This window comes from Streptomyces sp. NPDC031132 (genome assembly GCF_055570595.1).
In genome coordinates this window covers 245,578-270,596 of record NZ_JBVIGX010000008.1, presented here as the reverse complement: position 1 = coordinate 270,596, position 25,019 = coordinate 245,578, and the positions used below count along the sequence as shown (strand labels likewise).

Annotated in this window: 22 protein-coding genes; 9 read left to right on the top strand and 13 right to left on the bottom strand. The window is 74.6% G+C overall.

What is annotated here, in order from left to right; genetic code table 11:
• Positions 1 to 73 precede the first annotated feature (73 nt).
• The 3 genes from ACZ49B_RS15275 (at position 74) to ACZ49B_RS15265 (ending at position 2,466) form a co-directional block, all read left to right on the top strand.
• On the top strand, positions 74 to 622 hold the full coding sequence (locus ACZ49B_RS15275; protein ID WP_468305470.1) for a DUF5134 domain-containing protein: 549 nt from the start codon (positions 74 to 76) through the stop codon (positions 620 to 622).
• A gap of 91 nt (positions 623 to 713) precedes the next feature.
• On the top strand, positions 714 to 1,652 hold the full coding sequence (locus ACZ49B_RS15270) for a M56 family metallopeptidase (RefSeq protein ID WP_468305468.1): 939 nt from the start codon (positions 714 to 716) through the stop codon (positions 1,650 to 1,652).
• A 184-nt stretch (positions 1,653 to 1,836) separates the two neighbouring features.
• The gene (locus tag ACZ49B_RS15265) at positions 1,837 to 2,466 is read left to right on the top strand and encodes a TetR/AcrR family transcriptional regulator (protein ID WP_468305465.1); all 630 of its coding nucleotides are present in this window, start codon (positions 1,837 to 1,839) and stop codon (positions 2,464 to 2,466) included.
• A 12-nt stretch (positions 2,467 to 2,478) separates the two neighbouring features.
• Here the strand turns inward: ACZ49B_RS15265 and ACZ49B_RS15260 are convergent, their stop codons facing one another.
• Positions 2,479 to 3,960, bottom strand: a complete 1,482-nt coding sequence (locus ACZ49B_RS15260) for an LVIVD repeat-containing protein (RefSeq protein ID WP_468305462.1) — start codon at positions 3,958 to 3,960, stop codon at positions 2,479 to 2,481.
• Between the two features lie 78 nt (positions 3,961 to 4,038).
• On the opposite strand from ACZ49B_RS15260, the gene ACZ49B_RS15255 reads away from it, so the two are divergent.
• Both ACZ49B_RS15255 and ACZ49B_RS15250 read left to right on the top strand, forming a co-directional pair.
• Complete coding sequence (locus tag ACZ49B_RS15255; RefSeq protein WP_468305460.1) at positions 4,039 to 4,692, top strand: DUF305 domain-containing protein; 654 nt, start codon at positions 4,039 to 4,041, stop codon at positions 4,690 to 4,692.
• A 52-nt stretch (positions 4,693 to 4,744) separates the two neighbouring features.
• Positions 4,745 to 6,103: an FAD-dependent oxidoreductase gene (locus ACZ49B_RS15250; RefSeq protein ID WP_468305458.1), complete on the top strand. Its 1,359-nt coding sequence runs from the start codon at positions 4,745 to 4,747 to the stop codon at positions 6,101 to 6,103.
• A 42-nt stretch (positions 6,104 to 6,145) separates the two neighbouring features.
• Here the strand turns inward: ACZ49B_RS15250 and ACZ49B_RS15245 are convergent, their stop codons facing one another.
• From ACZ49B_RS15245 to ACZ49B_RS15235, 3 genes are all read right to left on the bottom strand, one after another.
• Positions 6,146 to 6,499: an ArsR/SmtB family transcription factor gene (locus tag ACZ49B_RS15245; RefSeq protein ID WP_468305455.1), complete on the bottom strand. Its 354-nt coding sequence runs from the start codon at positions 6,497 to 6,499 to the stop codon at positions 6,146 to 6,148.
• A gap of 86 nt (positions 6,500 to 6,585) precedes the next feature.
• Positions 6,586 to 7,719, bottom strand: a complete 1,134-nt coding sequence (locus ACZ49B_RS15240) for an NADH:flavin oxidoreductase/NADH oxidase (protein ID WP_468305452.1) — start codon at positions 7,717 to 7,719, stop codon at positions 6,586 to 6,588.
• Positions 7,720 to 7,801: 82 nt separating this feature from the next.
• Positions 7,802 to 9,145: a wax ester/triacylglycerol synthase family O-acyltransferase gene (locus ACZ49B_RS15235; RefSeq protein ID WP_468305450.1), complete on the bottom strand. Its 1,344-nt coding sequence runs from the start codon at positions 9,143 to 9,145 to the stop codon at positions 7,802 to 7,804.
• Between the two features lie 214 nt (positions 9,146 to 9,359).
• Here ACZ49B_RS15235 and ACZ49B_RS15230 point away from each other — a divergent pair, with 214 nt between their 5' ends.
• From ACZ49B_RS15230 to ACZ49B_RS15220, 3 genes are all read left to right on the top strand, one after another.
• On the top strand, positions 9,360 to 10,451 hold the full coding sequence (locus tag ACZ49B_RS15230; protein WP_468305447.1) for a WD40/YVTN/BNR-like repeat-containing protein: 1,092 nt from the start codon (positions 9,360 to 9,362) through the stop codon (positions 10,449 to 10,451).
• A 23-nt stretch (positions 10,452 to 10,474) separates the two neighbouring features.
• The gene (locus tag ACZ49B_RS15225) at positions 10,475 to 11,161 is read left to right on the top strand and encodes a uracil-DNA glycosylase (RefSeq protein WP_468305446.1); all 687 of its coding nucleotides are present in this window, start codon (positions 10,475 to 10,477) and stop codon (positions 11,159 to 11,161) included.
• Positions 11,162 to 11,270: 109 nt separating this feature from the next.
• Positions 11,271 to 12,191 (top strand): sirohydrochlorin chelatase, encoded by a 921-nt coding sequence (locus tag ACZ49B_RS15220; protein WP_468305444.1) that lies wholly within the window; start codon positions 11,271 to 11,273, stop codon positions 12,189 to 12,191.
• An 88-nt stretch (positions 12,192 to 12,279) separates the two neighbouring features.
• Here the strand turns inward: ACZ49B_RS15220 and ACZ49B_RS15215 are convergent, their stop codons facing one another.
• The 6 genes from ACZ49B_RS15215 to ACZ49B_RS15190 all read right to left on the bottom strand — a co-directional run bounded on the left by ACZ49B_RS15215 (position 12,280) and on the right by ACZ49B_RS15190 (position 20,168).
• Positions 12,280 to 13,365, bottom strand: coding sequence for a lactonase family protein (locus ACZ49B_RS15215; RefSeq protein WP_468305442.1), 1,086 nt, complete (start codon positions 13,363 to 13,365; stop codon positions 12,280 to 12,282).
• 59 nt (positions 13,366 to 13,424) lie between these two features.
• Positions 13,425 to 14,561: a nitric oxide synthase oxygenase gene (locus tag ACZ49B_RS15210; protein ID WP_468305440.1), complete on the bottom strand. Its 1,137-nt coding sequence runs from the start codon at positions 14,559 to 14,561 to the stop codon at positions 13,425 to 13,427.
• 228 nt (positions 14,562 to 14,789) lie between these two features.
• Complete coding sequence (locus ACZ49B_RS15205) at positions 14,790 to 16,283, bottom strand: FUSC family protein (RefSeq protein ID WP_468305438.1); 1,494 nt, start codon at positions 16,281 to 16,283, stop codon at positions 14,790 to 14,792.
• A 273-nt stretch (positions 16,284 to 16,556) separates the two neighbouring features.
• Positions 16,557 to 17,225, bottom strand: coding sequence for a class I SAM-dependent methyltransferase (locus ACZ49B_RS15200; protein WP_468305435.1), 669 nt, complete (start codon positions 17,223 to 17,225; stop codon positions 16,557 to 16,559).
• Between the two features lie 109 nt (positions 17,226 to 17,334).
• Positions 17,335 to 19,527, bottom strand: a complete 2,193-nt coding sequence (locus tag ACZ49B_RS15195; protein WP_468305433.1) for an FUSC family protein — start codon at positions 19,525 to 19,527, stop codon at positions 17,335 to 17,337.
• Between the two features lie 47 nt (positions 19,528 to 19,574).
• Positions 19,575 to 20,168 (bottom strand): histidine phosphatase family protein, encoded by a 594-nt coding sequence (locus ACZ49B_RS15190; protein ID WP_468305430.1) that lies wholly within the window; start codon positions 20,166 to 20,168, stop codon positions 19,575 to 19,577.
• A 150-nt stretch (positions 20,169 to 20,318) separates the two neighbouring features.
• Here ACZ49B_RS15190 and ACZ49B_RS15185 point away from each other — a divergent pair, with 150 nt between their 5' ends.
• Positions 20,319 to 20,894, top strand: coding sequence for an RNA polymerase sigma factor (locus tag ACZ49B_RS15185; RefSeq protein ID WP_468305428.1), 576 nt, complete (start codon positions 20,319 to 20,321; stop codon positions 20,892 to 20,894).
• On the opposite strand, the gene ACZ49B_RS15180 is transcribed toward ACZ49B_RS15185, so the two are convergent.
• Genes ACZ49B_RS15180 through ACZ49B_RS15170 form a run of 3 tightly spaced genes read right to left on the bottom strand, consistent with a single transcriptional unit; the run spans position 20,821 to position 24,903 of the window.
• On the bottom strand, positions 20,821 to 21,849 hold the full coding sequence (locus ACZ49B_RS15180) for a MerR family transcriptional regulator (RefSeq protein ID WP_468305425.1): 1,029 nt from the start codon (positions 21,847 to 21,849) through the stop codon (positions 20,821 to 20,823). The genes ACZ49B_RS15185 and ACZ49B_RS15180 overlap by 74 nt on opposite strands.
• A 37-nt stretch (positions 21,850 to 21,886) precedes the next feature.
• Entirely contained in the window at positions 21,887 to 23,263 is a 1,377-nt protein-coding gene (locus ACZ49B_RS15175; protein ID WP_468305423.1) for a cryptochrome/photolyase family protein, read from the bottom strand.
• Positions 23,260 to 24,903 carry an SDR family oxidoreductase gene (locus ACZ49B_RS15170; protein WP_468305420.1) on the bottom strand — a complete coding sequence of 548 codons (1,644 nt, stop codon included), beginning with the start codon at positions 24,901 to 24,903 and terminating at the stop codon, positions 23,260 to 23,262. Before ACZ49B_RS15170 ends, ACZ49B_RS15175 begins: the two co-directional genes overlap by 4 nt.
• Positions 24,904 to 25,019: the final 116 nt, after the last annotated feature.

Sequence of the window (25,019 nt, the reverse complement as noted above, 5' to 3'; positions counted from 1 at the left end):
ACCCGGGGCGGCGTGCGGGTGTCCGGGCCGGGGCATCTCTTCCGGTGACGCCGACGAACCGGGGGTTTCCGCCGTGCACGGTCCCGCGCTGTCCCTTCCCGCTTCCCTCCCCGCCTGGCTGCTCGTCCTGTTGTGCGCCGTGAGCGGTGCGTACTGCCTGCGGCGGGTGCGCAGATCGGGCCGGGAGGCGCGCGGCGGGGCTGCGGGCGAGGCGCTGATGGGGTTCGGGATGGCGGTGATGGCCGTGCCGTCGGGCATCGGACCGTGGGGGCACGGGATCCTGCTGGCCGTGTTCTGCGGGGCCGTGCTGCACGCCCTGTGGCTGCTGCGGGGCGGGGTGCACCACGCGCACCACCTGGTCGGCTCGCTGGCCATGGCGTACATGGCGCTGACGATGGCCGACGAGCACGGGCACGGGCACGGCGGGGGCCTGCCGCTGGTCACCGGGGCGCTGCTGCTGTACTTCGCGGGGTACGTGCTGCTCGGCGGGGCGCGGCTGGTGACGGCCGGCGGGGGTGGGCAGCCGGTCCCGGGCGGGCCGCAGGCGGTGGCCACGGAGCTGACGCGGGCCTGCCGACTGGCCATGGGGATGGGGATGTTGGCGATGCTGCTGAGCCTGTGACGCCCTCGGGTCCGGGGGACAAACGTGTCCTGCGTCACCAATGCCGAAAGCCCGTACCCGCAGGTAGCCCCGCGCTCATAGGCTGGCGGGCATGATGGTCCCCGCCGCACTCCTGTTGCTCGGCGCCCTGACCGCTGTGCTCGCCCCCCGTCTGCTGGCCCGGGCGCAATGGCCCGACCGTGAGCCCGTCGTCGCCCTGTGGGTGTGGCAGTGCGTGGTGGGCGCGGTGCTCCTGTGCTTCGCCCTGTCGATGGTGCTGAGCGCGGCCGCCGCCTGGCTGGCGGTCCGGGGCCGGCTCTTCGCGGCGGCGCCGCACGGGGTGGTCGACGCGTACGCGCTGGGTCCGACCGGCGGCCCGTGGGCCGCGGGCACCGCGCTGGCGCTGGCGGGCTGCGGGCTGTGGACCGGGGCCCTGCTGACCCGGGAGGTGCTGCGGGCCCGGGCCCGGCGGCGGGCGCGGGGCGCCGAGCTGCTCGTACGGGCGCCGCTGATGCCCGGGGAGGACCCGGCCGGGGCGCGGCTCGTCGTACTGGAGGGAACGCGGCCCGACGCGTGGTGGCTGCCGGGTGCGGCCCCGCAGTTGGTGGTGACCACGGGCGCGCTCGGGCGGCTCAAGGGAAGCCAGCTGGATGCCGTACTGGCGCACGAGCAGGGTCACGCGGAGGCCCGGCACGACTGGCTGCTGCACTGCTCGCGGGCGCTGGCGGGCGGGTTCCCGCAGGTCCCGGTCTTCGCGGCGTTCGAGGCGGAGATGCACCGGCTCGTCGAACTGGCTGCCGACGACGTGGCCTCGCGGCGGTACGGGAGGCTGACGATCGCGCTGGCGCTGGTCGGACTCAACGAGGACCGGGGGGTGTTCGGGCCCTGTCCGAGTCCGCAGCCGCACGTGTCCGAGCGGGTGCGGCGGCTGCTGTCGGCGGCGCCCCGGCTGTCGGCGGGCCGCCGGCTGCGCCTGACCGCACTGGCCACACTGGTCCCGGCGGTCCCGCTGGTGGTGGCCCTGATGCCGGGTCTGAGCGCACTCGCCTGATCCGGTGATCCGGCCGGGTCCGATCCCGCGGCCTGATTCCGCCCGCCCGGGTGGACAGGCCGGAATCCGTCGTTTCCCCGAGGTGTGGAAGTCCCTGCTCTGGGTGATCCCCCGCGTCACCCAGAGCAGGTGACCCCCGTGCGCTGAGTATATTGGCTGGGAGCCAGTCAACGCAGGAGTAAGCATGTCCCCGCGCAGCGCATCGGTCAATGAAGAATTGCGCAGACGTTCCCGGGAGCGGCTGCTCCAGGCCACGGTCGAACTCGTCGCCGAGCGCGGCTACGAGGCCACGACGCTCGGCGACATCGCCGACCGGGCGGGCACGGCCCGCGGCCTGGTCTCGTACTACTTTCCGGGCAAGCGGCAGCTGCTGCAGTCGGCGGTGCACCGGCTGATGCACCGCACGCTGGACGCGGCCCTGGAGCGGGAGCCGCGCAGCGACGACGGCCGCGAGCGGCTCGCCCGCGCCGTCGACGCGGTCCTCGGGCTCGCCCGGGACGAGCCGCTGCTGATGCGGACCCACATGGCGGGCATCCTCCAGGCCGAGGGGTTCGTACAGTGCCCGGAGCAGCAGCGGCTGGCGGAGCTGCTCCGGGACACGGTCACGCGGTACGGCTCGGCGGACGTGGACACCGACTACCCGCTGCTGCGGGCCCTGCTGATGGGCGCGGTGGTCGCGGTCCTGCTGCCGGGGGCTCCGATGCCGCTGGCGCGGCTGCGGGCGGAGCTGTTCCAGCGGTACGGGCTGGACTGGGAGCTCGGGGTCCCGCCGGACGGCGGACCGCCCGGCGGAATATTTCCCTCAACGGGCTGACATCGTCGGCGGTCAGTGGTACTCGGGCTGGCTCTGCACGTTGAGCCGGTCCATCCGCACCCACTTCGCGCCCTCGGTGCGCCAGTCGTCGATCCGCAGCACGTCGAGGCCCTTGGCGATGTCGTTCGAGTAGATGTGGCCGTTGTAGTAGTACGCCGACCAGGACCCGCCGAGGCCGAGCTGGTCGGTGGTGAGCGGGCCGCGCTCGAAGTAGCCGATCTCCTTGGGCCGGGCGGAGTCGGTGAAGTCCCACACCGAGACGCCGCCCTGGTACCAGGCCTGGACCATGATGTCGCGGCCGCCGCCGACCGGGATCAGCGAGCCGTTGTGGGCCACGCAGTTCTCGGTGTCGGCCTGCATGCGCGGGATCTTGAAGTAGCTGCGGAAGACGAGCTTGCGCTGGTCGCCGCGGCCGGTGATGTCGTAGATGCCGTCGGCGCCGCGGTTCGGGCCCGTGGCCTCGTTGCAGGTGGGGCCGCCACCGCCGCCGAGCTCGTCGGTGAACACCACCTTGTCGGCCTTCTCGTTGAAGGTCGCCGAGTGCCAGAACGCGAAGTTCACGTTGTCCTGCACCCGGTCGATGACCCGCGGCTGCTCGGGCTTGCTGATGTCGAAGAGGATGCCGTCGCCCATGCAGGCCCCGGCGGCCAGCTTCTTCGACGGCAGCACGGTGATGTCGTGGCAGCCGGTGGTCTTGGTGACGCCGGGGTTGGTGGGCCCGCCCGGGTTGCCGCCGTCCGGGAAGAGGACGGGGAAGGCGACGACCGCCGCCTGCGTCGGGTTCTTCTTCGGGACCTTGATCACGGAGATTCCGTCGTGCGGAGGCTGACAGTCCGGGAACGCCTCGTTCGGGGAGTACGAGGCGACGTAGAGGTAGATGTCGCGCTCGCCCGGCACCAGTGTGTGGGTGTGGGAGCCGCAGTTGGTCTCGACGGACTTGATGTACTTGGGGTTCTTCTTGTCCTTGATGTCGAAGATCTTGATGCCCTCCCACGAGGACTTCTCCGTCGCGGGCTGCGAGACGCTGTTGCAGGAGTCGTCGCTGCGCGAGGAGTCGGTGGAGAGGAAGAGCAGGTCCCCCTGGACGGAGACGTCGTTCTGGCCGCCGGGGCAGAGCACCTGGCTGACGGCCTTCGGGGCCTTGGGGTCGGCGATGTCGTAGATCGTGAAGCCGTTGTAGTTGCCGGCGTAGGCGTATCTGCCCTGGAAGGCCAGGTCGGTGTTGATGACGCCCGGATACGTGCTCGGGATGTTGGTCAGGTGCCTGACGTTGGCGCTGTGCACGATCTCGTCCTGGCCGGGGATCTCCCCGGGGGCGAGTTCGCGGCCCGCGGCCGGATCCGCACTCTGCGTCGAGGCGCCGGGCGATAAGTCCCCCGGATCGGGGGTGGCGGCCGCGGGACCGGCCGCGAACAGCGTGGCGAGCAGCCCGGCCGCGGCCACGGCCGCCCCCAGACTCCTGTGCCGCACTCTGGTGGTGTGCTTCGAGGTCACTGTGCCCTCCCATGGGAGTCCGATCGATTCCGCTCGTGGTGGGAACGGAACCAGGACCCCGGCAGTATGTTCCTTACCATGGACATGGCAAAGGGCTTACTCGGTCGAACCACCGGGGCGGTCGTGGCCACGGGCCTCCTGCTCGCCCTGGCCGGCTGCCGGAGCGACGACGGCCGGGGAGCGGCGGAGCAAGGCGGTGCGCAGGTCATCGCCCCCGGCAGGCCGGGCGAGAAGGCCCGCACCCTCTCCCCCGGGGAAGCTGCCGGGCGACAGCCCGACGACAAGCCCAACGCGGCGGACCGGGCGTACGTGCAGCACATGATCGAACACCACCGGCAGGCGCTCACCATGAGCGCACTGGCCCCGGAACGGGCCTCGGCGGACGGGGTCAAGCGCCTCGCCGAGCGCATCTCGGCCGCCCAGCAGCCCGAAATCCGCGCGATGGAGCGCTGGTCGGCCCACTACCCGGCTCCCGGCGGGGCCCCGGCCGGCCACGACCACGGCGCGATGCCGGGCATGGCGACCGAGCAGCAGCTGAAACAGCTCACCGAGGCGAAGGGCGCCGACTTCGACCGGCTCTTCCTCACCCTGATGACCGCCCACCACGAGGGCGCGGTGAAGATGGCGGCCGAGGCCCTGGCCGCCGGAAACAACGGGGCGGTGGAGGAAATGGCCACCGAAGTGGTGGCCACGCAGACCGCCGAGATCCACCGGATGCGCGCGATGGGCTGACGGCCGCCGGGCCCGGTGGCATGCTGGGAACACCTGCGGGAGGAGCTCCGCCGTGCTTCGTGTCGCCGTCGTCGGTTCGGGCCCCAGCGGGGTCTACGCCGCTCAGACACTCGTACAGCAGCGTGAGGTGCCGGGCATCCGCGTCGACGTGCTGGACCGCCTGCCCGCGCCGTACGGGCTGGTGCGCTACGGGGTGGCCCCCGACCACGAGAAGATCAAATCGCTGCAGGGCAGCCTGCGCACCGTGCTGGAGGACGAGCGGATCCGCTTCCTCGGCAACGTCGAGGTCGGCGGGCCGCTGCTGACCACCGATCGACTGCTGGAGCTGTACCACGCGGTGGTGTACTGCGTGGGCGCCGCCCGCGACCGGATGCTCGGGATCCCCGGCGAGGAGCTGGCCGGGGTGCATTCCGCGACGGCCTTCGTGGCCTGGTACAGCGGGCACCCGGACGCGGAGGGCGAGGCCTTCGACCTGCCCGGGGTGGGCTCGGCGGTGGTCGTCGGGGCGGGCAACGTCGCCGTGGACGTGACGCGGATGCTGGCCAGGGGCGAGCCGGAGCTGGCCCCGACCGACATGCCGCAGCCGGCCCTCGGCGCACTCGCCGGCAGCGGGGTGAAGTCGGTCTCGATGGTGGCCCGACGCGGGCCCTCGCAGGGCAAGTTCACCACCAAGGAACTGCGGGAGCTGGGCACGCTGCCGGGTGTGGCCGCGGTCGTGGACCCCGCCGAGCTGGCGCTCGACCCCGCCTACGCCGACCAGGACGCGGCCGCCGCGCTGCCCGCGGTGGCCCGGCGCAACCTCGAGGCGCTGCGCGGCTGGGCCGAGCAGGACCCGGGTGACGCCCGGCGCCGGATCTCGCTGCGGTTCTACCTGCGCCCGGTGGAGGTACTGGGCGGCCCCGAAGGCCGGGTCACCGGGATGCGCTTCGAGCGGACCGCCCCGGACGGCCGCGGCGGGGTCGCCGGGACGGGCGTGTACGAGGACATCGAGGCGCAGTTGGTGCTGCGCTCGGTGGGGTACCAGGGCGTTCCGCTGCCCGGCCTGCCGTTCGACACCGCGAAGGCCACGGTCCCGCACGCCGCGGGCCGGGTGATGCGCGCGGGCCGGGCCTCGGTCGGCGAGTACGTGGCGGGCTGGATCAAGCGCGGCCCGACCGGGGTGATCGGTACCAACCGGCCCTGCGCCAAGGAGACGGCCTCCTCGCTGCTCCAGGACGCGGGGGCACTGGCCCGGCGCGAGCTGCCGGGCGACCCGCTGGACGCGCTGCGGGCGGCGGGGCTGCACCCCGTGGAGTGGCCGGGCTGGCTCGCGATCGAGGCGGCGGAGGCCGACCTCGGGCGCTCGCTGGGCCGCCGCTCGGTCAAGATCCCGGACTGGACGGGCCTGCTGGGCGCGGCGACTGGCAGCTAGGGGTGCCCGCAAGGTCCAGCCTGGCCCGACTGTGCGGCGCCCCTACGGGGTGCCCGCCCGGCGTGCCTCGTCCGCGGCGGCCGCGGTGAGCACGCTGTCGAGGAGCCCCGGGAACAGGCCCTCCAGCTCGGCCCGGCGCAGGGCGTTCATCTTCGCCGTCCCGCGGTAGGTCTGGCGGATCACGCCGGCCTCCCGCAGGACGCGGAAGTGGTGCGTGGTCGTCGACTTGGTGACCGGGAGGACGAAGTACGAGCACGCCAGCTCGTCCGGCGTGACCGCGAGGTCCCGCACGATCGACAGCCGCATCGGGTCCGACAGCGCGTGCAGCACCGCCTCGAGCCGGATCTCCGCAGGCTCGGGATGGGCGAGCGTACGGGTGGTGGCCGTATCCGTCACGTCTGCTGCTCCGTTCGCCCCGCTCCCGTGTGTGGTACGAGAAACACCGTAGTACACCGGCCGACCGCGCCCCCGGCCGAGTTGATCTACCAGGCGCGGTGGTACGGGGTGGGCACCCGGACCCCGGCGCCGAGTTCGGCGGCTGCGCGGCGGGCCCAGTACGGGTCCCGCAGCAGCTCGCGGCCCAGCAGGACCGCGTCCGCCTGTCCGTCGGCCAGGATGTTGCCGGCCTGCTCGGGCTCGGTGATCAGCCCGACGGCGGCCACCGGGAGGCCGGTCCGTGCCTTGACCTCGGCGGCGAACGGCACCTGGTAGCCCGGGCCCACGGGGATGTTCGCCCTCGGGGCCATCCCGCCGGTGGACACGTCCACCAGGTCCACCCCGTGCTCCTCGAGCAGCCCGGCCAGCCGGACCGTGTCCTGCGGGGTCCAGCCGGACTCCTCCAGCCAGTCGGTGGCGGAGACCCGGAAGAACAGCGGCAGCTCCTCGGGCCACACCGCCCGTACGGCGTCGACGACTTCGAGGGCGAAGCGCGTCCGGTTCTCGAAGGAGCCGCCGTACGCGTCGGTGCGCCGGTTGCTCTCGCCCGAGAGGAACTGGCCGATGAGGTAGCCGTGGGCGCCGTGGATCTCGACGACCTCGTAGCCGGCGGCCAGCGCGCGCCGCGCGGCGGCCGCGAACTGGCCGGTGATCTCGTGGATCTCGGCGGTCGTCAGCTCGTGCGGGACGGGGTCGCCCTCGGCGAACGGCACCGGGCTCGGCGCGCTCGGCAGCCACCCGTCCGCCCCGGGGGCGACGTAGCCGCCGCCTTCCCAGGGGCGGCCGGTCGAGGCCTTGCGGCCGGCGTGGGCGATCTGGAGGCCCGGGACGGCGCCCTGGGCCTTGATGAACGCGGTGATCGGGCGCAGCGCCTCGACTTGGGTGTCGTTCCAGATGCCGAGGTCGTACGGGGAGATCCGGCCCTCCGGGGACACGGCGGTGGCCTCCTGGAGGATGAGGCCGGTGCCGCCCACCGCGCGGGCGGCGTAGTGCGCGAAGTGCCAGGCGTGGGCCACGCCCGCGTTCGGGCCGGAGGCTTCGGCGACGTGCTGGCACATCGGCGCCATCCACACCCGGTTCGGGACGGTGACCGAGCGCAGGGCGAGGGGTGCGAAGAGGGCGGCGAAGGCGGCGGGAACGCCGGCGGCAGGGGTCGCGGGGGCGAGCGGGGCAGCACTCATGAAGGACTCTCCGGATGTGGCCGGGGGCACGCCGGTGATCGACGGCTTGTACGAACGTCACCGTACTACGAAACTTCTCGTACTACGAGACCTCTCGTACAAGCTCGTCGAGCTCCGCGTGCAGCGCCTCCGCCAGGGCGGCCAGGTCCGGCACCGCCGCCGCATCGGCGACCAGGCCGTAGTGGACCGTGCCCTTGTACGTGGAGACCGCGACCGCGAGTGCGTGCCCGCGGGCGAGCGGGGCGAGCGGATAGACCTCCCGGACCCGGCTGCCGCCGAGGGAGAAGGTGAAGCTGGGCAGCGGGACGCTGGTGACCAGGATGTCGAAGAGCAGCCGGGCCGCCTGCGCCACCAGCGGGCCGCCGAGGCGGTGCCCGAGCGGGTGGACGTGGTCGGCCAGCAGCGCGACGGCCCCGGCGCCGCGCGCGGGTCCGGCCTCCTTGTTGCGGTCCATGCCGGTCCGCACCCGGTGCAGGCGCAGCAGCGGGTCCGGCTCGGCGAGGGGAAGCCGGAGCAGGTAGCCGGAGAGCCGGTTGCCGTACTGCGCACCGCCCCGCCGGCGACGGGAGACCGGTATCAGGGCGCGCGGCCCGGGACCCTCCGGCTCGGGGTCGCCGCGGCCCACCAGCCAGCGCCGCAGGGCGCCCGCGACCATGGCGATCAGGACGTCGTTGACGGTGCCTCCGGCGACCTTCCGGATGCGGTTGACGTCGTCGAGGTCGAGCGCGAGGCCCGCCACCGCGCGGGTGCCGGTCTGCGCCGGGACGGCCGTCAGGGCGGCCGGGACGCCGAGCGGCAGTCCGGCGCGGGCGACGGACGCGCCGATCTCCAGGGCCTGGCCGACGTCCTGGACCCGGGCGGCCAGGACCCCGGGGAGGCTGCGCAGGGCGGAGCCGCCGGGCTGCGGTACGGGGGCCGGGCGCGCGGGACCCCGTACGGGCGGGCCCTCGTCGAAGAGCATGGCCGCCAGCGCGAGGGCGCCGAGCCCGTCGGCGAGGGCGTGGTGGAACTTGAAGAGCACCGCGAAGGAGCCCGGGTCGGGCCCGGCCAGGACGTGCGCCTCCCACGGCGGCCGGCTCCGGTCCAGCGGCCGCGCCATGAGGGGCCCGGCGGCGGCCTGCGGGTCGCCGGTGCGGACGAGGAACACGTGCCGGGCCGGATCGAAGTCCGCGTCGGACGACCAGGCGGCCGCGCCGAACGGCAGCAGCACGTCGTGGATGCGGCGGCGCAGGCCGGGGACGGCGGCGCAGCGGGCGGTGAGCAGCGCGGCGGCGCGGACCGCGGCGTCAGGACCGGGGCCGGGACCAGGGCCGGGGTCCTGCGGGGCGGCTTCGAAGACCGCGAGGGCGCCGAGGTGCATGGGGTGGGTGGCGGATTCGATCCGCCAGAAGGCGAGGTCGAGCGGCGAAAGGTGCTCGGTGGCCACGTAGTGCCTCTCGTGCGGTGGCAGAGGTGGAAGTCAACCCCTTTCGGACTCCTACGATCAAGTAGCCACCCTTTGAATACGCCTGTTGATCGATGGCGACCGGCTGGTCAGCTCAGCGGAGCGGCTGCCCGGCCGCTGTCGGCGGGCGGGTGCAGACTGGCTGGAAAGAAGTTCAGCACGACGACCGGGACGGCGAAGTCCGGAGGTGTCGACCATGTCCGAGGTGCTCCTGCTCGCGGGGACGCGCAAGGGCCTCTTCATCGGCCGCAGGCGGGGCGGCGGCCCCTGGGAGCTCGACGGGCCCCATTTCAACGCCCAGGCCGTCTATGCCGTCGCGGTCGACCGGCGAGGGCCGGTGCCCCGGCTGCTCGTCGGCGGGGACAGCTCGCACTGGGGGCCGTCCGTGTTCACCTCCGACGATTTGGGCGCGAGCTGGCAGGAGCCTGCGGAGCCCGCCGTGAAGTTCCCGAAGGACACCGGCGCCTCGCTGGAGCGGGTCTGGCAGCTGCATCCGGCCGGCCCCGAGGCGCCGGACGTGGTCTACGCGGGGACGGAACCGGCCGCCCTGTTCCGCTCGACGGACCGCGGGAAGTCCTTCGAGCTGGTCCGCCCGCTGTGGGAGCACCCGAGCCGGGGGAGCTGGGTGCCGGGCGGCGGCGGAGAGGGCCTGCACACCGTACTGACGGACCCGTCCGACCCCGACGCGGTGACGGTGGCGGTCTCCACCGCCGGGGTGTTCCGCACCCTGGACGGCGGCGCCGGCTGGACCCCGTCCAACGAGGGGGTCTCGGCGGTGTTCCTGCCGGATCCGCATCCGGAGTTCGGCCAGTGCGTGCACAAGGTCGCCCAGGACGCCGGGAACCGGAAGCGGCTGTACCTGCAGAACCACTGGGGCGTGTACCGCAGCGACGACGCCGGGGCCCGGTGGACCGACATCGGCGGCGGCCTGCCCTCCGACTTCGGCTTCGCGGTGGCCGCGCACCCGCACCGGCCGGACACCGCGTACGTCTTCCCGCTCAACGCCGACTCCGACCGGGTCCCGGCGGAGCACCGGTGCCGGGTCTTCCGCACCCGGGACGCGGGCGCCAGCTGGGAGCCGCTCACGCGCGGGCTGCCGGCCGGCGACCACTACGGGACGGTGCTGCGGGACGCCCTGTGCACGGACGACGCGGACCCGGCAGGGGTCTACTTCGGCAACCGCAACGGCGAGCTGTACGCCAGCCACGACGACGGGGACAGCTGGCAGCTGCTGGCCGAGCACCTGCCGGACGTGCTGTGCGTACGGGCGGCGGTGCTGGCTCACTGAATCGGCCAGTAGAGTGACTCCCTGTGGCAGCACGACCGTTGAACGAGATCGTCGAGCCGGGCTGGGCCCGGGCTCTGGAGCCGGTGGCGGCGCAGATCGCCGCGATGGGCGACTTCCTCCGCTCCGAGATCGCGGCGGGGAGGACGTACCTGCCGGCCGGGGCGAACGTACTGCGCGCCTTCCAGCAGCCCTTCGAAGAGGTGAAGGTGCTGATCGTCGGCCAGGACCCGTACCCCACCCCGGGGCACGCGATGGGCCTGTCCTTCTCGGTCGCGCCCGACGTCAGCCCGTGGCCGCCCAGCCTGGACAACATCTTCCGCGAGCTGTACGCGGACCTCGGCATGCCCCGGCCGGCGAACGGGGACCTCACCCCGTGGACCCGGCAGGGGGTGCTGCTGCTGAACCGCGCGCTGACCACCGCCCCGCGCAAGACCGGCGGCCATCGGGGCAAGGGCTGGGAGGCCGTCACCGAGCAGGCCATCCGGGCGCTGGCCGCGCGCGGCAAGCCACTCGTGTCGGTGCTGTGGGGCCGGGACGCCCGCAATCTGCGGCCGCTGCTGGGCGAGTTGCCGGCCGTGGAGTCCGTCCACCCCTCCCCCATGTCCGCGGCGAACGGGTTCTTCGGATCGCGGCCGTTCAGCCGGACGAACGACCTGCTGGTCCGTCAGGGAGCACAGCCGGTGGACTGGCGGCTCCCCTCCGCCAGTTGATCATTCGGTTGAACGGTATACGACATTCAACGGATAAATACGGACAGAAGCCGCCGGATAAGGCCCTGCCCGAACACTCGGTTCCGATAAGCCAGTAGCATGCGGCGCCATGAGCTCCCCCACTGGGCCCGCAAATGGCCTGCCCGTACGAATGCCGCGACCCCGCCCTGCCGGACGGCACCGCCGACCCGAGCCCGCGGTGGCGCCCGAGGGCGCGCCCGCGCTGGTGCTCGCCGTGCCCGGTGCCCCTTCGGCCGCCTCGCGGGGGCTGGCGGAAGAGATCATCAGCATCGGCCGCTCCGAGCTGCCGGGCCTGGACGTCCGCATCGGCTTCCTCGAGGGCGATGACGCCGGGGGCTCCGAGTTCCCGGCCCTCGCCGGCGTGCTGACCGCGGTCGCGGCCGAGCGCGTCGCGCGCGCGGAGTTCGCCCGCGCCGCCGGCCACGAGGTACCCGCGCCGACCGGCCCGGACGCCGTGGTCGTCCCGCTGCTGGCCGGCCCCGACGCCGACCTGCTGCGCCGGATGCGCCAGGCCGTCATGGACTCCTCGGCCGCCGCCGAGCTGGCCGAGGTGCTCGGCCCGCACCCGCTGCTCGCCGAAGGCCTGCACGTACGGCTCTCCGAGGCGGGCCTGGCCCGCGCCGACCGCGCCCGGCTGTTCACCGTCACCACCGCCGCCGACGGCATCATCGTGGCGACCACCGGCGGCGCGGAGGCCGTCCAGGTCGCCGGGGTCACCGGCATGCTGCTGGCCGCCCGCCTCGCGGTGCCCGTCAAGGCCGCCGCGCTCGACCAGGAGGGTTCGGTGGCCGCGGTCGCCGAGCAGCTGCGCAGCGAGGGCTCCACGCAGCTCGCGCTCGCCCCCTACCTGATCGGCCCGGAGGCAGCCGAGGGACTGCTGGACACGGCGTGCAAGGAGGCCGACTGCGCGGCCTCCGAGGTGCTCGGTGCCTACTCGGCGCTCGGCAAGCTCGTCGTCACCCAGTACTCCGCGGCGCTCGGCCTCCCCCAGGGCGCCGCTGCCCACTGATCCTTGTCCGGACCGCTCGTACGGGGGCCCGTGCCCCGGGATTCTTCCCGGGGCACGGGCCCTCGGCCGTGCACACGCGCGTGGCGGGTCAGGCGAAGACCACGCAGGTGGCGGCCGGCACCGCCACCGAGCCGGCCCGGCGCGGCTGCCCGGTCAGCGGGTCGACGTCGAACCACGTGACGTCCCCGGAGCGCTCGTTGGCCGCGTACAGCCGGCGCCCCGAAGGGTCGGCGGCGAGGTCCCGCGGCCAGCTGCCGCCGCAGTCCACGCTGCCCGTGAGCCGCGGTTTCCCGGCCCCGTCGGCGAGGGAGAAGGTGGCGATCGTGTCGGCGCCGCGGACGGCGGCCCAGACGAACCGGCCGTCGGGCGAGGCCACCACCGCCGAGGGATGGGCCCGTACGCCCCCTGGAGCGCCCGCAGAGGCGACCGGAACCTCGCCGACCGGTTCCAGTTGCCCGGAGACCGGGTTCCAGCGGCAGACGGTCAGCTGCGGCTCCAGCTCGTGCAGGACGTAGACCACCTCGCCGGCCGGGTGGAAGGCGAGGTGGCGCGGGCCCGTCCCGGCGCGCAGCGCGGTCTCGCCGTGCAGGTGCAGCGCCCCGGTGGCCGGGTCCGGTGCGCAGACCCGGACCGAATCGGTGCCGAGGTCCACGCTGAGCACCCAGCGGCCGCTCGGATCGGGCAGCATCTGGTGGGCGTGCGGCCGTTCCTGGCGGCTCGCGTCGGGGCCGGAGCCCTGGTGGGCGAGGATCGAGGCGGGCCCGGACAGGGTGCCGTCCGCGGCGAGCGGGAGGCTGCTGACGCTGCCGGAGGTGTAGTTGGCGGTCAGCAGCCGGCGCCCGGCCACGCTGAGGTGGGTCGGCCCGGAGCCGCCGACGCGGACGGCCGGGCCGAAGGCGGTGAGGCCGTCGGGGGTGGGCCGGAAGGCGGCGACCGCACCCTGCTCGGTCTCGCTCACGGCGTACAGCACGCCGGTGGCCCGGTCGACGGCGAGGTACGAGGGGTCCGCGACCGCATCGGTGGCGGAGAGCAGGGTCAGTGCACCGGTCGCGGGGTCCACGGCCGCGGTGGTGATGCCGCGGCCGCCTCCCGAGGTGAACGAGCCGATGTGGACGCGGTGTCCGCCGATCCGGGCGTTTTCGTACGCGCCCTCCGTACCGTCCGCTTCGCCCACGGGATGCCCCTCTCCACCGTTCCGGATCGATCCGTGCGGAGCCGACGGTAACAGAAGGTCTAGACCAGATCTCGCCCTCGGGCGCGTTCCTGTGCGCCGGGGTGGTGCACGTACGCCGTCGAGCTCGGCCGGTCGTCGTACGTGCGGTGGAAGACCGGGGTCGCGGAACCCGAGATCGGGGGCACGATCCAGGACCAGTCGGCGCCCACCTCGCGCCCCTTGCGCTCCTCCCGCTCTATGTGATTGAGGAAGCGCCGCGACTCGGTGTGGTGGTCCGCGATGGTGACGCCCGCCCGGTCGAAGGAGTCCAGCACGGCCCGGTTGAGCTCGACGAGCGCGCGGTCCTTCCAGAGCGAGCGGTCGCTGGAGGTGTCCAGGCCCAGGCGCCGGGCGACGGCGGGAAGGAGGTTGTACCGGTCGGTGTCCGCGAGGTTGCGGGCGCCGATCTCGGTTCCCATGTACCAGCCGTTGAAGGGCGCGGCCGGGTAGTGGAGGCCGCCGATCTCCAGGCACATGTTGGAGATGGCGGGTACGGCGTGCCAGCGCAGCCCCCAGTCGGCCCAGCCCGCGTCGTCGGGATGCGCGATCGGGACCTCCAGCACGGCGTCCGCGGGGGTGTCGAACCAGCGGGGCTTGTCGTCGACGCCCTGGACCACCAGCGGCAGCAGGTCGAAAGGGGTGCCGGCGCCCCCGGCCCAGCCGAGGGCGAGCAGCGCACTGGTGAGGGGCGCGTTGCGGGCATCGCCCACGGTGACGGAGTGGTGGTCGCCGTAGCCGGCGTACCGGACGAGCTGCTCGCTCCAGATCAGCGGGCCGGGGCGGTCCGGGGCGTCCGGGGCGAAGACGGTGATGGTGGGCCTGACCCGGCCCCCGTTGGTCGCGTCACGCAGGTGCTCGAAGCACTCGGCTGCGATGTCCTCGGCGGCGGTGAGGTCGCGGCGGTCGCGCACGCGCAGCGAGTTCCAGTACAGCCTGCCTATGCAGCGGTTACTGTTGCGCCAGGCGACGCGGGCCCCGTGGACGAGCTCCTGCGGGGTGTGCCGGTAGGTTCCGGTTTCCGCGAGCTCGGCCCGCACGGCCGCGAGCCGGGCCCTCGGATCACCGGCCTGCGGATTCTCCCGGTGGAAGAGTCGGACGAACTCCTCGGCTGCTTCCCACACTTGGGCTGTGGTCGAGCGCTGTTGAAGTATTTCCATCCCGGGCGGTTACCCCCTGTCCGACCAGATCCACCCTGTACGTGCCGGATGAATGTGCAATCAACAATCACCCGTTGTACATGCCGCAGGTCAGCGGCATACGGCACGCACGTCCGGAACACTCCACCGAGTGATCTTCGGGCCATTGCCCTGCGGGGCAGGGCTGACAGGGCGTAGGATCCGCCGTCGTCAGAGCCCTGACCTCGCAGATCAGGCACGGGGGCCGGGTCAGGCGCTGATGACGAGGGGCGCGCGCGGGTCGGTGCGCAGCGGGGCGTGGAGGGCCACGAGGGCGTGCTCCAGGCCGTGCAGGTGCGCGAGGGCCGGTTCCGCGGCGGCGGGCCGGGGGTGGCTGGGAACAGCGGGTTCCGTCGTGGTCCGCGGAGTGGTCAGCGCCTCCACGGCCGCCTCCACCCGCCAGCAGGCCGCGGCCAGTCGGGCGTCGTGCGAGGCCTGCGGATCGGCGGCGACGGCCACCAGGCCGCGCACCTCCCGGGCGCAGTCGTCGAGCAGCCCGAGGACCTGCCGGGCCCGGGCCTTGCGGGCGCGCAGCGGGCTCAGCGGGTGGACGAGGGGGGCGAGGGCCATCCGTACGCGGCCCAGCAGCAGTTCGAGTTCGGCCGCGTGCGGGGCGGGATCGGCGTCCGGGTCCCCGGCGAGCCGGTCGAGGGAGGCCGCGGTGGAGGCCCGTACGCAGTGCAGGGCGCGCTGGATCCAGGCGTCGTTGGCGGCGTGGGTGGTCACGGGGAGGACGAGCACCACGGCGAGGGCGGCGCCCAGCGCGCCGATCGCGGTCTCCTGGAAGCGCAGCACGAGCAGCCCGGGGTGCAGGACGCCGAGGAGTCCGTAGAGCAGCCCGGCCATGACGGTGACGAAGAACATCATCCAGGAGTACGAGGGCGCCGCGGTGTAGAAGATCCCGAAGACGCACACGGCGACCAGTGCGGCGGTCGGCGCGGGCGCGCCGTGCAGCGGTACGGCGATCAGCAGCCCGGCGGCGATGCCGACGACCGTGCCGAGGACCCGACGGAACCCGCGGACGAGGGTCTCGCCCCGGGAGGCGGTGTTGACGAAGATCCACCAGGCGGTGCCGACGGCCCAGTACCAGCGGTCGTCGGAGAGCGCCTGGCCGATGCCGAGCGCGAACGCGCAGGCGGCGGTGGCCTGGAAGGCCTGCCGCGTGGTCGGCCGGGCCAGGCCGGCGCCGGGCAGGCCGGGCGGGGCGGCGGGCGGCGGGGTGCGCCGCTCGATGGGCCACAGCAGGAACCGCACCACGCCGGCGCAGAGCAGCGCCAGCCCGACGGCGGCGTACAGCTCGGGCAGCTGGCCGGGGACGGCGTGCAGGAACTGGGTGACGAAGAACATCATGAAGCCGAAGATCCCGAGGGCGTGCCCGCGCGGCCCCCAGCGGCGGGCGTAGACCCCGGCGAACACGACCGCGAGGAAGGCGGCGTCCCGGGCGAGCGGCACCCCGTGCAGGGTGGTGGCCAGCGCGAGGACGGGGAAGCCGGCGACGGGGAGCAGGGCGCTGGTGACGCGCTGGGCCCGCACGGTCGGGTCGAGCACGGTGAACAGGGTGAGCAGGGCTGCCAGCCCTCCGGTGATGGAGGCGGTGAGGGAGAGGCCGCACACCTCGGCCACGGCGACGGCGAGCACGACGCCGAGCACGGCCCGCAGCGAGTTCTTCAGCCTCAGGCGCCCCGGATCCGGAGCAACGAACATCCTCTTCACGGCGGTGTGCCGCCCCCCTCGAGTGGTGCGCGCCGTCCCGGCGGCGGCCCGGGGGTGGTGGGCGGCAGGCGGGCACGACGAAGGCACCGCGCTCCGGACCGGCCTCGTTGCCGCCCGGCGCTGCGCGGCGCCGTAAGTACATGGATACAGCACAGATAAGCATCCGAGGGCCCACTGGCTCAACTCGGCACCGGATCACTGGGCCATTGGCCCAATGCTGTGGCCCACGGTTCGGCCACCTCCGGCCAACGGACCAGCAGGGGCTCAGGCGGGGCGGCGGGCGTAGCAGAAGAGGTGCTCCTCGGGCTCGACCGCTTCGGCGGCTCCGGCGGCCCCTGCGCCCTCGGCCTCCGCCTGCGCCTCGGGCCGGAACAGCGCGGTGTGGTGTTCCAGCACCTCCAGCCCGGCCGCGCCCAGCAGCCGCAGGTGCTCCGCCGTGGACAGGCTGCTGACAGTGACTTCGTGCCCCATCCACACGATGTCGAGATCGCTGATGTCGCCCGGCACGGTGGCCATCACGAAGTACCCGCCGGGCGCCACCCACGAAGCCATCCGCTCCAGCGCCGCCGCCACCTCCTCCTGGGACATCACCAGCAGCGGGAAGAAGGAGCACACCGCGTCGAAGCCGCCCGCCGCGGCCGCGTACGTCCGGACGTCGGCCTGTTCGAAGCGGGCCTGCGGTACGCGGGAACGCGCGAGGTCGACCATGTGCGCCGAGACGTCGATGCCGGTCACCGCGCAGCCCGCCCGGGCGAGCGCCTCGGCGGCCGGCCGGCCCGTACCGCTGCCGACGTCCAGCACACGGGCACCGGGGGCGAGGCGGGCGGTGAGCCAGTCCAGTGCGGCGAGCTGCCCGGGAACCTGCCCGAACACCTCCTCGTACCGTGCGCCGACCTCGTCGAAGACCTCCGCCGCGGACTTGCCACCACTCATCGGCGCCCCTCGCCCCCATCCTCGGTTCGCGCTTCCCGCCGTCCGTCCGGTCCCGGACGCCGTGGAGTTCCTGCCCGGGCGCGCGGCCGGGAAACGGCGGACCTCGGGATCACACCGGGCCGTGGGGTGCCGCCGCGGCGCGGCCCGACTCGATGATCCGGAGGTCCGCCGCCAGCGAGTCGAGCCAGGCCGTCGTGGCGAAGTAGACGGGCCCCGCGTCGGGCGGCGCCGCCTCGGCGGACGCGGGCATGGCCGGCACTCCGGATCCCGCGGCCCCGGGATCGCCCGGCGGGGCCGTCCCGCCCGAACGGGTCCCGCCCGAACGGGGGTCACGGGTCTTGTGCGGGGCGTCGGCCACCACCGCCGCCCGGCGCAGTCCGGCCGCCACACGGGCGGCGTAGTCCCCGAGCTTCGCCGCCTCGCTGCGGGCGAGCGGCGTCCCGTCCACGCTGCCCAGGACCCTCCCGGCGCCCCAGAGCACGTGGTGCCCGGTCATCACCGTGGCCTGCCAGTCCGGGCCCGGCCCGGCCGGGCGCTGCGTCTCGCTCTGGTACTGGGCGTATGCGGACTCGGCCATGACCAGCGTGATCCGGACCCGGTGCTCCGCGTCCTGCGGGGCCTGCGTGAGCCCCCGGGGCGCCGTGGCGACGGCGGTGGTCGACTCGACGTCGTCCGCGCAGGCGCGCAGCAGCCCGGCCACCGCCCGGCCGAGTTCGTCTTGGGCCCCGCGCGGCCAGGCCAGGATCCCGCACACGATTCCGATCGCGCTCCCGATGGTCACGTCGAGGAAGCGCACCTCGGCCAGCTGCCAGGTGACCGCGGACAGCTGGGCGAAGACGACGGCGACGACCAGTGTGAACAGCGCCTGCGCCCAGCCCACGCCCCGCACGGGCCCGATGGTGAACGTGAACAGCATCAGCGGCGGGAGCACGATCGCGTACACCAGGGTCTCCCCGCCGGTCAGGGCGAGCACCGTACCGGCGGCGAGCGCGCCCAGGCAGGTGCCGATCAGCGCGGTGCGCACGGTTCCGCGGGTCTGCACGGCGGTGGTCCGGGTGAGGCTGATGACCGCGAGCATCGCCCAGAAACCGTGCGGGAGGGAGTCGAGTCCGGCCACCGTACGGGCCACCGCGAGGGCCAGCGCGATCCGTACGGCGTTCTGGAAGTGCACGGACCGCGGCCCGGTGTGTGCGGCGATCCGGTGCCACCACAGCTGCACGGTGTTCAGCCGGACGTACCAGAACCGGTCCGCCGCGTCGCCCTCCGGGTGCGCGCCCCTCCCCTCCACGGCGATCTCCGCCGCCGTGCGCAGCGCCACCGCGGCGTCCGCGACCTCCAGGAGAGCGGCCTGCCGGCGGCGGGACTCGGGCAGGTCCGCGGGGGTGCGCGCGTTCCGTGCGCGCAGGCGGAGCAGTTCCGTCGAGTCCACGCCGGGCCGCCGTCCGTCGCGCAGCAGTGTGGAGGTTCCGGTCGCCGATGCGCGGACCGCGCCCAGCAGGTCGAGTCCGGCCTGTTTCGGCTCCCGTCCGGCCGGCGGTGGGGGCAGGTTGCGGAGCCGGGAGAGCAGGGTGCGTGCGGCCAGTCCGGTGTGGGCCAGGGCCCGCTCGCGCAGGCCCGGCCCGGCGGGGCGTTCCGCCTCCGGGACCCGGGAGGACCGCAGTGCCTCGGCGGCCGTCCGGGCCCGGTCGGAAGCAGAGCCGGTCAGGAGGTAGGGCGGCCGTTCCAGGGCGGCGGCGCAGCGGGCCGCCTCGGCCACGGAACCCGCGGCCCGCTCGGCGTACGTCGGCACCCGCGGGTCGGGCAGCACCCATGCCTCGGCCAGGATCAGCAGGAGGAGGCCGGTGAGGGCGCCGGCGAGCCGTTCGTCGAGGGTGTGCGGGGCGTACGGCGGGAAGCTGGGCAGGATGTACAGCAGTTGCAGCCCGGCGGCGGCGCCCGCCGGCCGGGGGCCTGCCGCCGCCGAGAAGGCCACGCAGAAGCCGATGACGGCCATGCCGAGGACGGCGCTCCAGGTCCGGACGGCGAGGAAGGTGCCCAGGGTCACCAGGACACAGACCACCGGCAGCAGCCTGAGCATCACGGCGGCCCGCTGCCGTCCCGTGCCCGGGATCCGGGAGAGGCCGGCCAGGGAGACGGCGCCGAAGAGGGCGTAGGTGGCGCTGACGGGCCGGTCGAGTCCGTACAGGAACAGGTAGAAGCCGCCGCAGGCGGCGAGCGTCGTCCGGACGGCCCGGCGGGCGGCCGCCGGCAGGGGGCCGGTGCCCGTCCGGAGGTCCCGTTCGAGTTCCCCAAGGGCTCGCACGGTTTCAGAATCCCACGTGGACGGCCGCGGGACCTGGGGACGGGAACTCAGGGGTGGGTGTTCCAGCCCGCGATCACCGGGAGGCCGTGTTCGGTGGACAGGATGCTGACCGTGCCGGTGCGCAGCAGGAAGAGCCGGCCGTCCTGCGGGGGCAGGCCCAGGTACCGGGCGGTGAGGACGCGCAGGAAGTGCCCGTGGGCGACGAGGACGGCGTCGCCGCGGTCCTCGGCGAGGACCGCGGCCGCCCGGGTTAGGGCGCGGTCCGCGCGGGCGCCGACCTCGGCGGCGTTCTCGCCGGGGTGTTCGGCGTCGCCGGGCGGGACGCCGTCGGTCCACAGGGACCAATCCGGCCGGGTCCGCCGGATCTCGGCCGTGGTGACGCCCTCGTACCCGCCGTAGTCCCATTCGCACAGGTCGGGGTCGGTGACGCCGCCGCTCAGTCCGGCGAGTTCGGCCGTGGCGACGGCCCGGCGCAGCGGGCTGGTCAGCACCAGGGCGAAGTGCCTGTCGCGGAAGTAGGGGGCCAGCGAGATGGCCTCCTCGACGCCGGTGGCGGTCAACGGTACGTCGGTCCGCCCGGTGTGCCGCCCCGTGGCGCTCCATTCCGTCTCGCCGTGTCTCACCAGCAGCAGGTCGCTCATTCTTCGGACCTTAAGCCCTCCGGCATGTCGGCGCCGGGGCATCCGGGCCGCCGGCGCCGCCGGGCGCGCCGGTGCCGGCCGTGGTGGCGCCGAATCGATGCGCAAACGCTGCGAGTGGTCCGCTCGGTGCGTGGTGGCGAGGCTCGGGGCATGGACGACAGCGAACGCGAGGAGCGCATCGCAGCGGGTTTTGCAGCCGGCGACGAGCGCTGCATGGAGGCGGTCTACCGGCGCTGGCGGCCTCTGGTCCACTCGCTCGCCCGCCGGTGCCTGGGCGACGAGCGGGAGGCCGAGGACGTCACCCAGCAGGTGTTCCTCGCCGCGTGGCACGGTCGGCGCAGCTATCGGCCCGGGCCCGGCGGGCTCGGCGCCTGGATCACCGGCATCACCCGGCACAAGGTGGCCGACGCGCTGGAGGCGCGGACCCGGCGGGCCCGGGCCGCCGCGGCCGCCGCACGAGCCGCCCCCGGTGCGGCCGACCGCCCCGGAAGCCTGCCGCGGCAGGAGTCGGAGCAGGTCCTGGACCGGGTACTGGTCCTCGGCGAGCTGACCAGGCTGCCGTTCGAGCAGCAGCGGGTGCTGCGCCTCGCGTTCTACGCGGACCTGACCCAGACGCAGATCGCGGACCGCACCGGGCTGCCGCTGGGCACCGTCAAGAGCCATATGCGAAGGGCTCTGCACCAGCTGCGCCGGTCGCTGCCCGCGGTGGCGCGAGCGACTCGATGACCGCGAGGCCCGAGCGCAGCCCGTACAGCCTCTCGGTGCGCGGGGGCCGGGACGGCGCGTCCGGGCTCCAGCCGGGTCCGGCGAGGAGCAGCGCGGGGCGGCTGCGGGCACCGCGCAGGCCCCACTCGATGCCGGCCACCGACCGGGCCAGGGACGGGTCGGCGGTCGTACGGGACTGCGCCCACAGGACGACGGCCCGCGGGCCGGTGCGCCGCACGGCGTCGTGCAGGGCCTCGGCGGGCAGGGCGGCCCCGAACATCCGGACGGGCACGGCCTGTTGGCCGAGGACGGCGGTCAGGGCCTCGATGGCCAGGCTGTGTTGCTCGCCGGGGACGCAGGCGAGGAGTACGGGCGGGGTCCGGGGCGGCTCGGGGGCGGGCCGGATCCGGTGCAGCGCCGCGGAGACCTGCCAGGACAGCAGGTGTTCCACCTCTACGTAACGCTCCCCGGCGGTGGCCCATTTGCGGCCCACGGCGTGCAGGGTCGGCGCGATGACCTCCTCCCAGGCGGTGACCAGGCCGTGCTCGGCCAGGGCCGCCTCCAGCAGTTCGGCGACGGTCGGCGCGTCCAGGCGTACGGCGGCCCGCGAGAGCCCCCGGCACTCCGGGCGGACCGCCCCGAGCGGGAGGGCGCCCGTCCCGCCGGGGGTCGGCGCCGGTGCCGTTGCCGCGTCTCGGCGCTCGCCGGCAGCGCCGCCGAGGGCTGCCCGGGCCGCCTCGGCCGGCGGGACCCCGTCGGCGGTGAGCCGGCACATCAGCTCCAGCCGTGCGATGTCCCGCGGGGTCCAGCGGCGGTGCCGGCCGGCCTCGCGGCGGGCCGGACCGATCGCGTACCGGCGCTCCCAGGAGCGCAGCGTGGTCGGCGAGACCCCGAGGCGGCGGGCGACCGCGCCGGTGCTCAGCGCGGCGGCGGGCCGGGGCTGGGGCTGGGGTGGTGTCTGGGGCACGCGGTCCACCCGCTCACGATAGGGCTCCGGGGCTCGCGCCGGACGCTCACGCGGCCCCCCGTCCGCGCCGGAACCGGTCGAGCCCGTCGGCGAGTTCCACGATCCGGTCCGGGTAGGCGTAGCGGGCCCGTTCGGGCGGGGCCAGCCGCCAGGGTTCGTGCACCTGCGGGGCGTCCAGCCCGGCCAGCTCCGGCACCCAGCGGTGCACGTAGCGCCCCGTGGGGTCGTAACGCAGGCCCTGGCGGACCGGGTTGAGGACGCGGTTGGGCCGGGTGTCGGTGCCCGTCCCGGCCACCCACTGCCAGTTGAGCTGGTTGTTGGCGAGGTCCCCGTCCACGAGGAGGTCCAGGAAGTACCGGGCCCCGATCCGCCAGTCCACGTACAGGGTCTTGGTGAGGAAGCTGGCGGTGAGCAGCCGGCCCCGGTTGTGCATCCAGCCCTCGTGGCGGAGCTGGCGCATGGCCGCGTCGACCACCGGGTAGCCGGTGCGGCCCTCCTTCCAGGCCTCGGTCTCCTCCTCGGCGGCCGCCCCGGTGCGCCAGTGGTCCCGGCGGTCGCGGTAGTCCCGTACGGCGGTCTCGGGGCGGGCGGCGAGCACCTGGTGGTGGAAGTCGCGCCAGCAGATCTGCCGGACGAAGGCCTCGGCGCCGGGGCCGACGGCGGCGGCGCGGGCCCGGTGGACGGCCTCGGTGGGCGAGAGGGTGCCGAAGTGGAAGTGCGGGGAGAGCCGGGACGTGGCGTCGCCGGCCAGGTCGTCGTGGGCCCCCTCGTAGCGGGAGAGGCCTGCGCGCAGCCAGCGCCTGAGGAGGTCGCGGGCCTCGCGCTCGCCGCCGCGGGCGAGCCCAGGGGAGACGCCGGTGACGTCCGGGCGCCGGGGCAGCGGGTCGGAGCCGATGCCGTCGGGCACGCGGACGGAGCGCGGGGCGGGGGCGACGGCGCGGGGCGGCAGCTCGGTCCAGCGGCGGAAGTACGGGGTGAAGACGGCGAAGTGGTCGGAGCCGGCGGGGAGCACGGCGCCGGGGGCGGCGGCCGTGACGACCGCCTCGTGCACGTAGAGCCGAACGCCCTCGGCTTCGAGGGCGGCGCGCAGCCGCTCCTCGCGGGCGTGGGCGTAGCCGCTGACCCCGGCGGCCATGTGGACCTCGTCGGCGTCGCACTCGTGGACGAGGGCGCAGACCTCGGCGACGGCGTCGCCGGAACGCAGCACCAGGCGGCCGCCGCGCTCACGCAGTCCGGCGTCGAGGTCGGCCAGGCAGTCGGCGAGGAAGGCGAGCCGGTTGGGGGCGGCGAAGCCGGCCGCGTCGACGGCCCGGTCGCGGACGAAGAGCGGAACCACCCGGTCGCAGGAGGAGAGGGCGGCGCGCAGCGGCGGATGGTCGTGCAGGCGCAGGTCGGAGGTGTACAGGACCACCGCGACGTTCATGTGCTCTCTCGCTCTGCATCGGGGCCGGGGGGACGCTCGTCATCCCCTGCTTCGGCCGACGGGGCCCCGCCGGATGCGGCGGCCTCGTCAGATGCGGCGGCCTCGTCGGATGCGGCGGCCTCTTCGTCCAGGCGGCGGGCCGTGCGGGTGATGTTGCGGGCCATGCCGCCGAACACGACGGCGTGGAAGGGCGACACGCTCCACCAGTAGAGGTGCCCGAGCAACCCGTGCGGATGGAACAGCGCCCGCTGCCGGTACGTGGCCCCGCGCCCCGGCACGGCGCCGGTTCCCGGTTCCGCAGCGGGGGGCGGGTCCGCGCGGAGCTCCAGCCAGGCGAGGCCGGGCAAGCGCATTTCGGCGCGCAGGCGCAGCAGGCGGCCCGGTTCGATCTCCTCCACCCGCCAGAAGTCCAGGGAGTCCCCCACGCGCAGCCGGGCCGCGTCACGGCGGCCGCGCCGGATGCCGACCCCGCCGACGAGCCGGTCCAGCCAGCCCCGTACGGCCCAGGCGGGCGGGAAGGAGTACCAGCCGTTCTCCCCTCCGATGCCCTCCATCACCTGCCACAGCGCGGCGGGCGAGGCGTCGACCGCGCGCTCCCGCTCGTCGGTGTAGAGGCTGCCGCCCGCCCAGTCGGGATCGGTGGGCAGGGGGTCGCTGGGGGCGCCCGGCACCCCGGCGGAGGACCAGCGGGTGGTCACCTTCGCCTCGCGCACCCGCTGGAGGGCCAGGGACACGGCCTGGTCGAGGCCGATCGGGGCGCCCGGCGGATCGGGGACGTACCGCGCGATGTCGTGTTCGGCGCACACCACCTCGTGGCGCAGGGATTCGGCGAGCGGCTTGGCCAGCGCGGGCGGTACGGGGGTGACCAGGCCGATCCACTGGCTGGACAGCCGGGGCGTCAGCATCGGGACGCGCAGGATGAACCGCGGCGGCAGCTGCGCCACGACTGCGTAGCGGCGCATCATCTCCTCGTACGTGACCACGTCGGGGCCGCCGATGTCGAAGGCGCGGTTCACCTCGGGCGGCATGGCGGCGCTGCCGACGAGGTAGCGCAGGACGTCGCGGACGGCGACGGGCTGGACGCGGGTGCCGACCCAGCTGGGCGTGACCATGACCGGCAGCCGTTCGGTCAGGTAGCGCAGCATTTCGAAGGAGGCCGAGCCGGAGCCGATGATGACGGCGGCGCGCAGGACGGTGGCCGGCACGCCGGAGGCGAGGAGGATCTCGCCGACCTCGGCGCGGGAGCGCAGGTGCGGGGACAGGTCGCGGACCGGGATCCCGGCGGGGGTGAGCCCGCCCAGGTAGACGATGCGGCGGACGCCGGCCGCGCGGGCCTCTTCGGCGAAGACGCGGGCGGCGGTGCGGTCGCGGTCCTCGAATCCGGATCCGGCGCCGAGCGCGTGGACGAGGTAGTAGGCGACGTCGATGCCGCGCAGGGCCGAGGCGACGGATCCGGCGTCGGTGGCGTCGCCGCGGACGACCTCCGTGCGCCCGGCCCAGGGGTGGTCGCGCAGCTTCTCGGGGGACCGGGCCAGGCAGCGGACGCGGTGCCCTGCGTCGAGCAGCTCGGGCACCAGACGGCCGCCGATGTAGCCGGTGGCGCCGGTGACCAGGCAGTGCAGACCGGTGGTGGTCGTCATCGCTGTCTCCGCTCCTCGTACGTGCAGGTCCGCAGCCGCCGGCACTCCCTTAGGGGATTCCCGCGGAGCGGTGCCTGCGGATGCACCGCGACGAGAGGTCACTCCACTGGGCCATT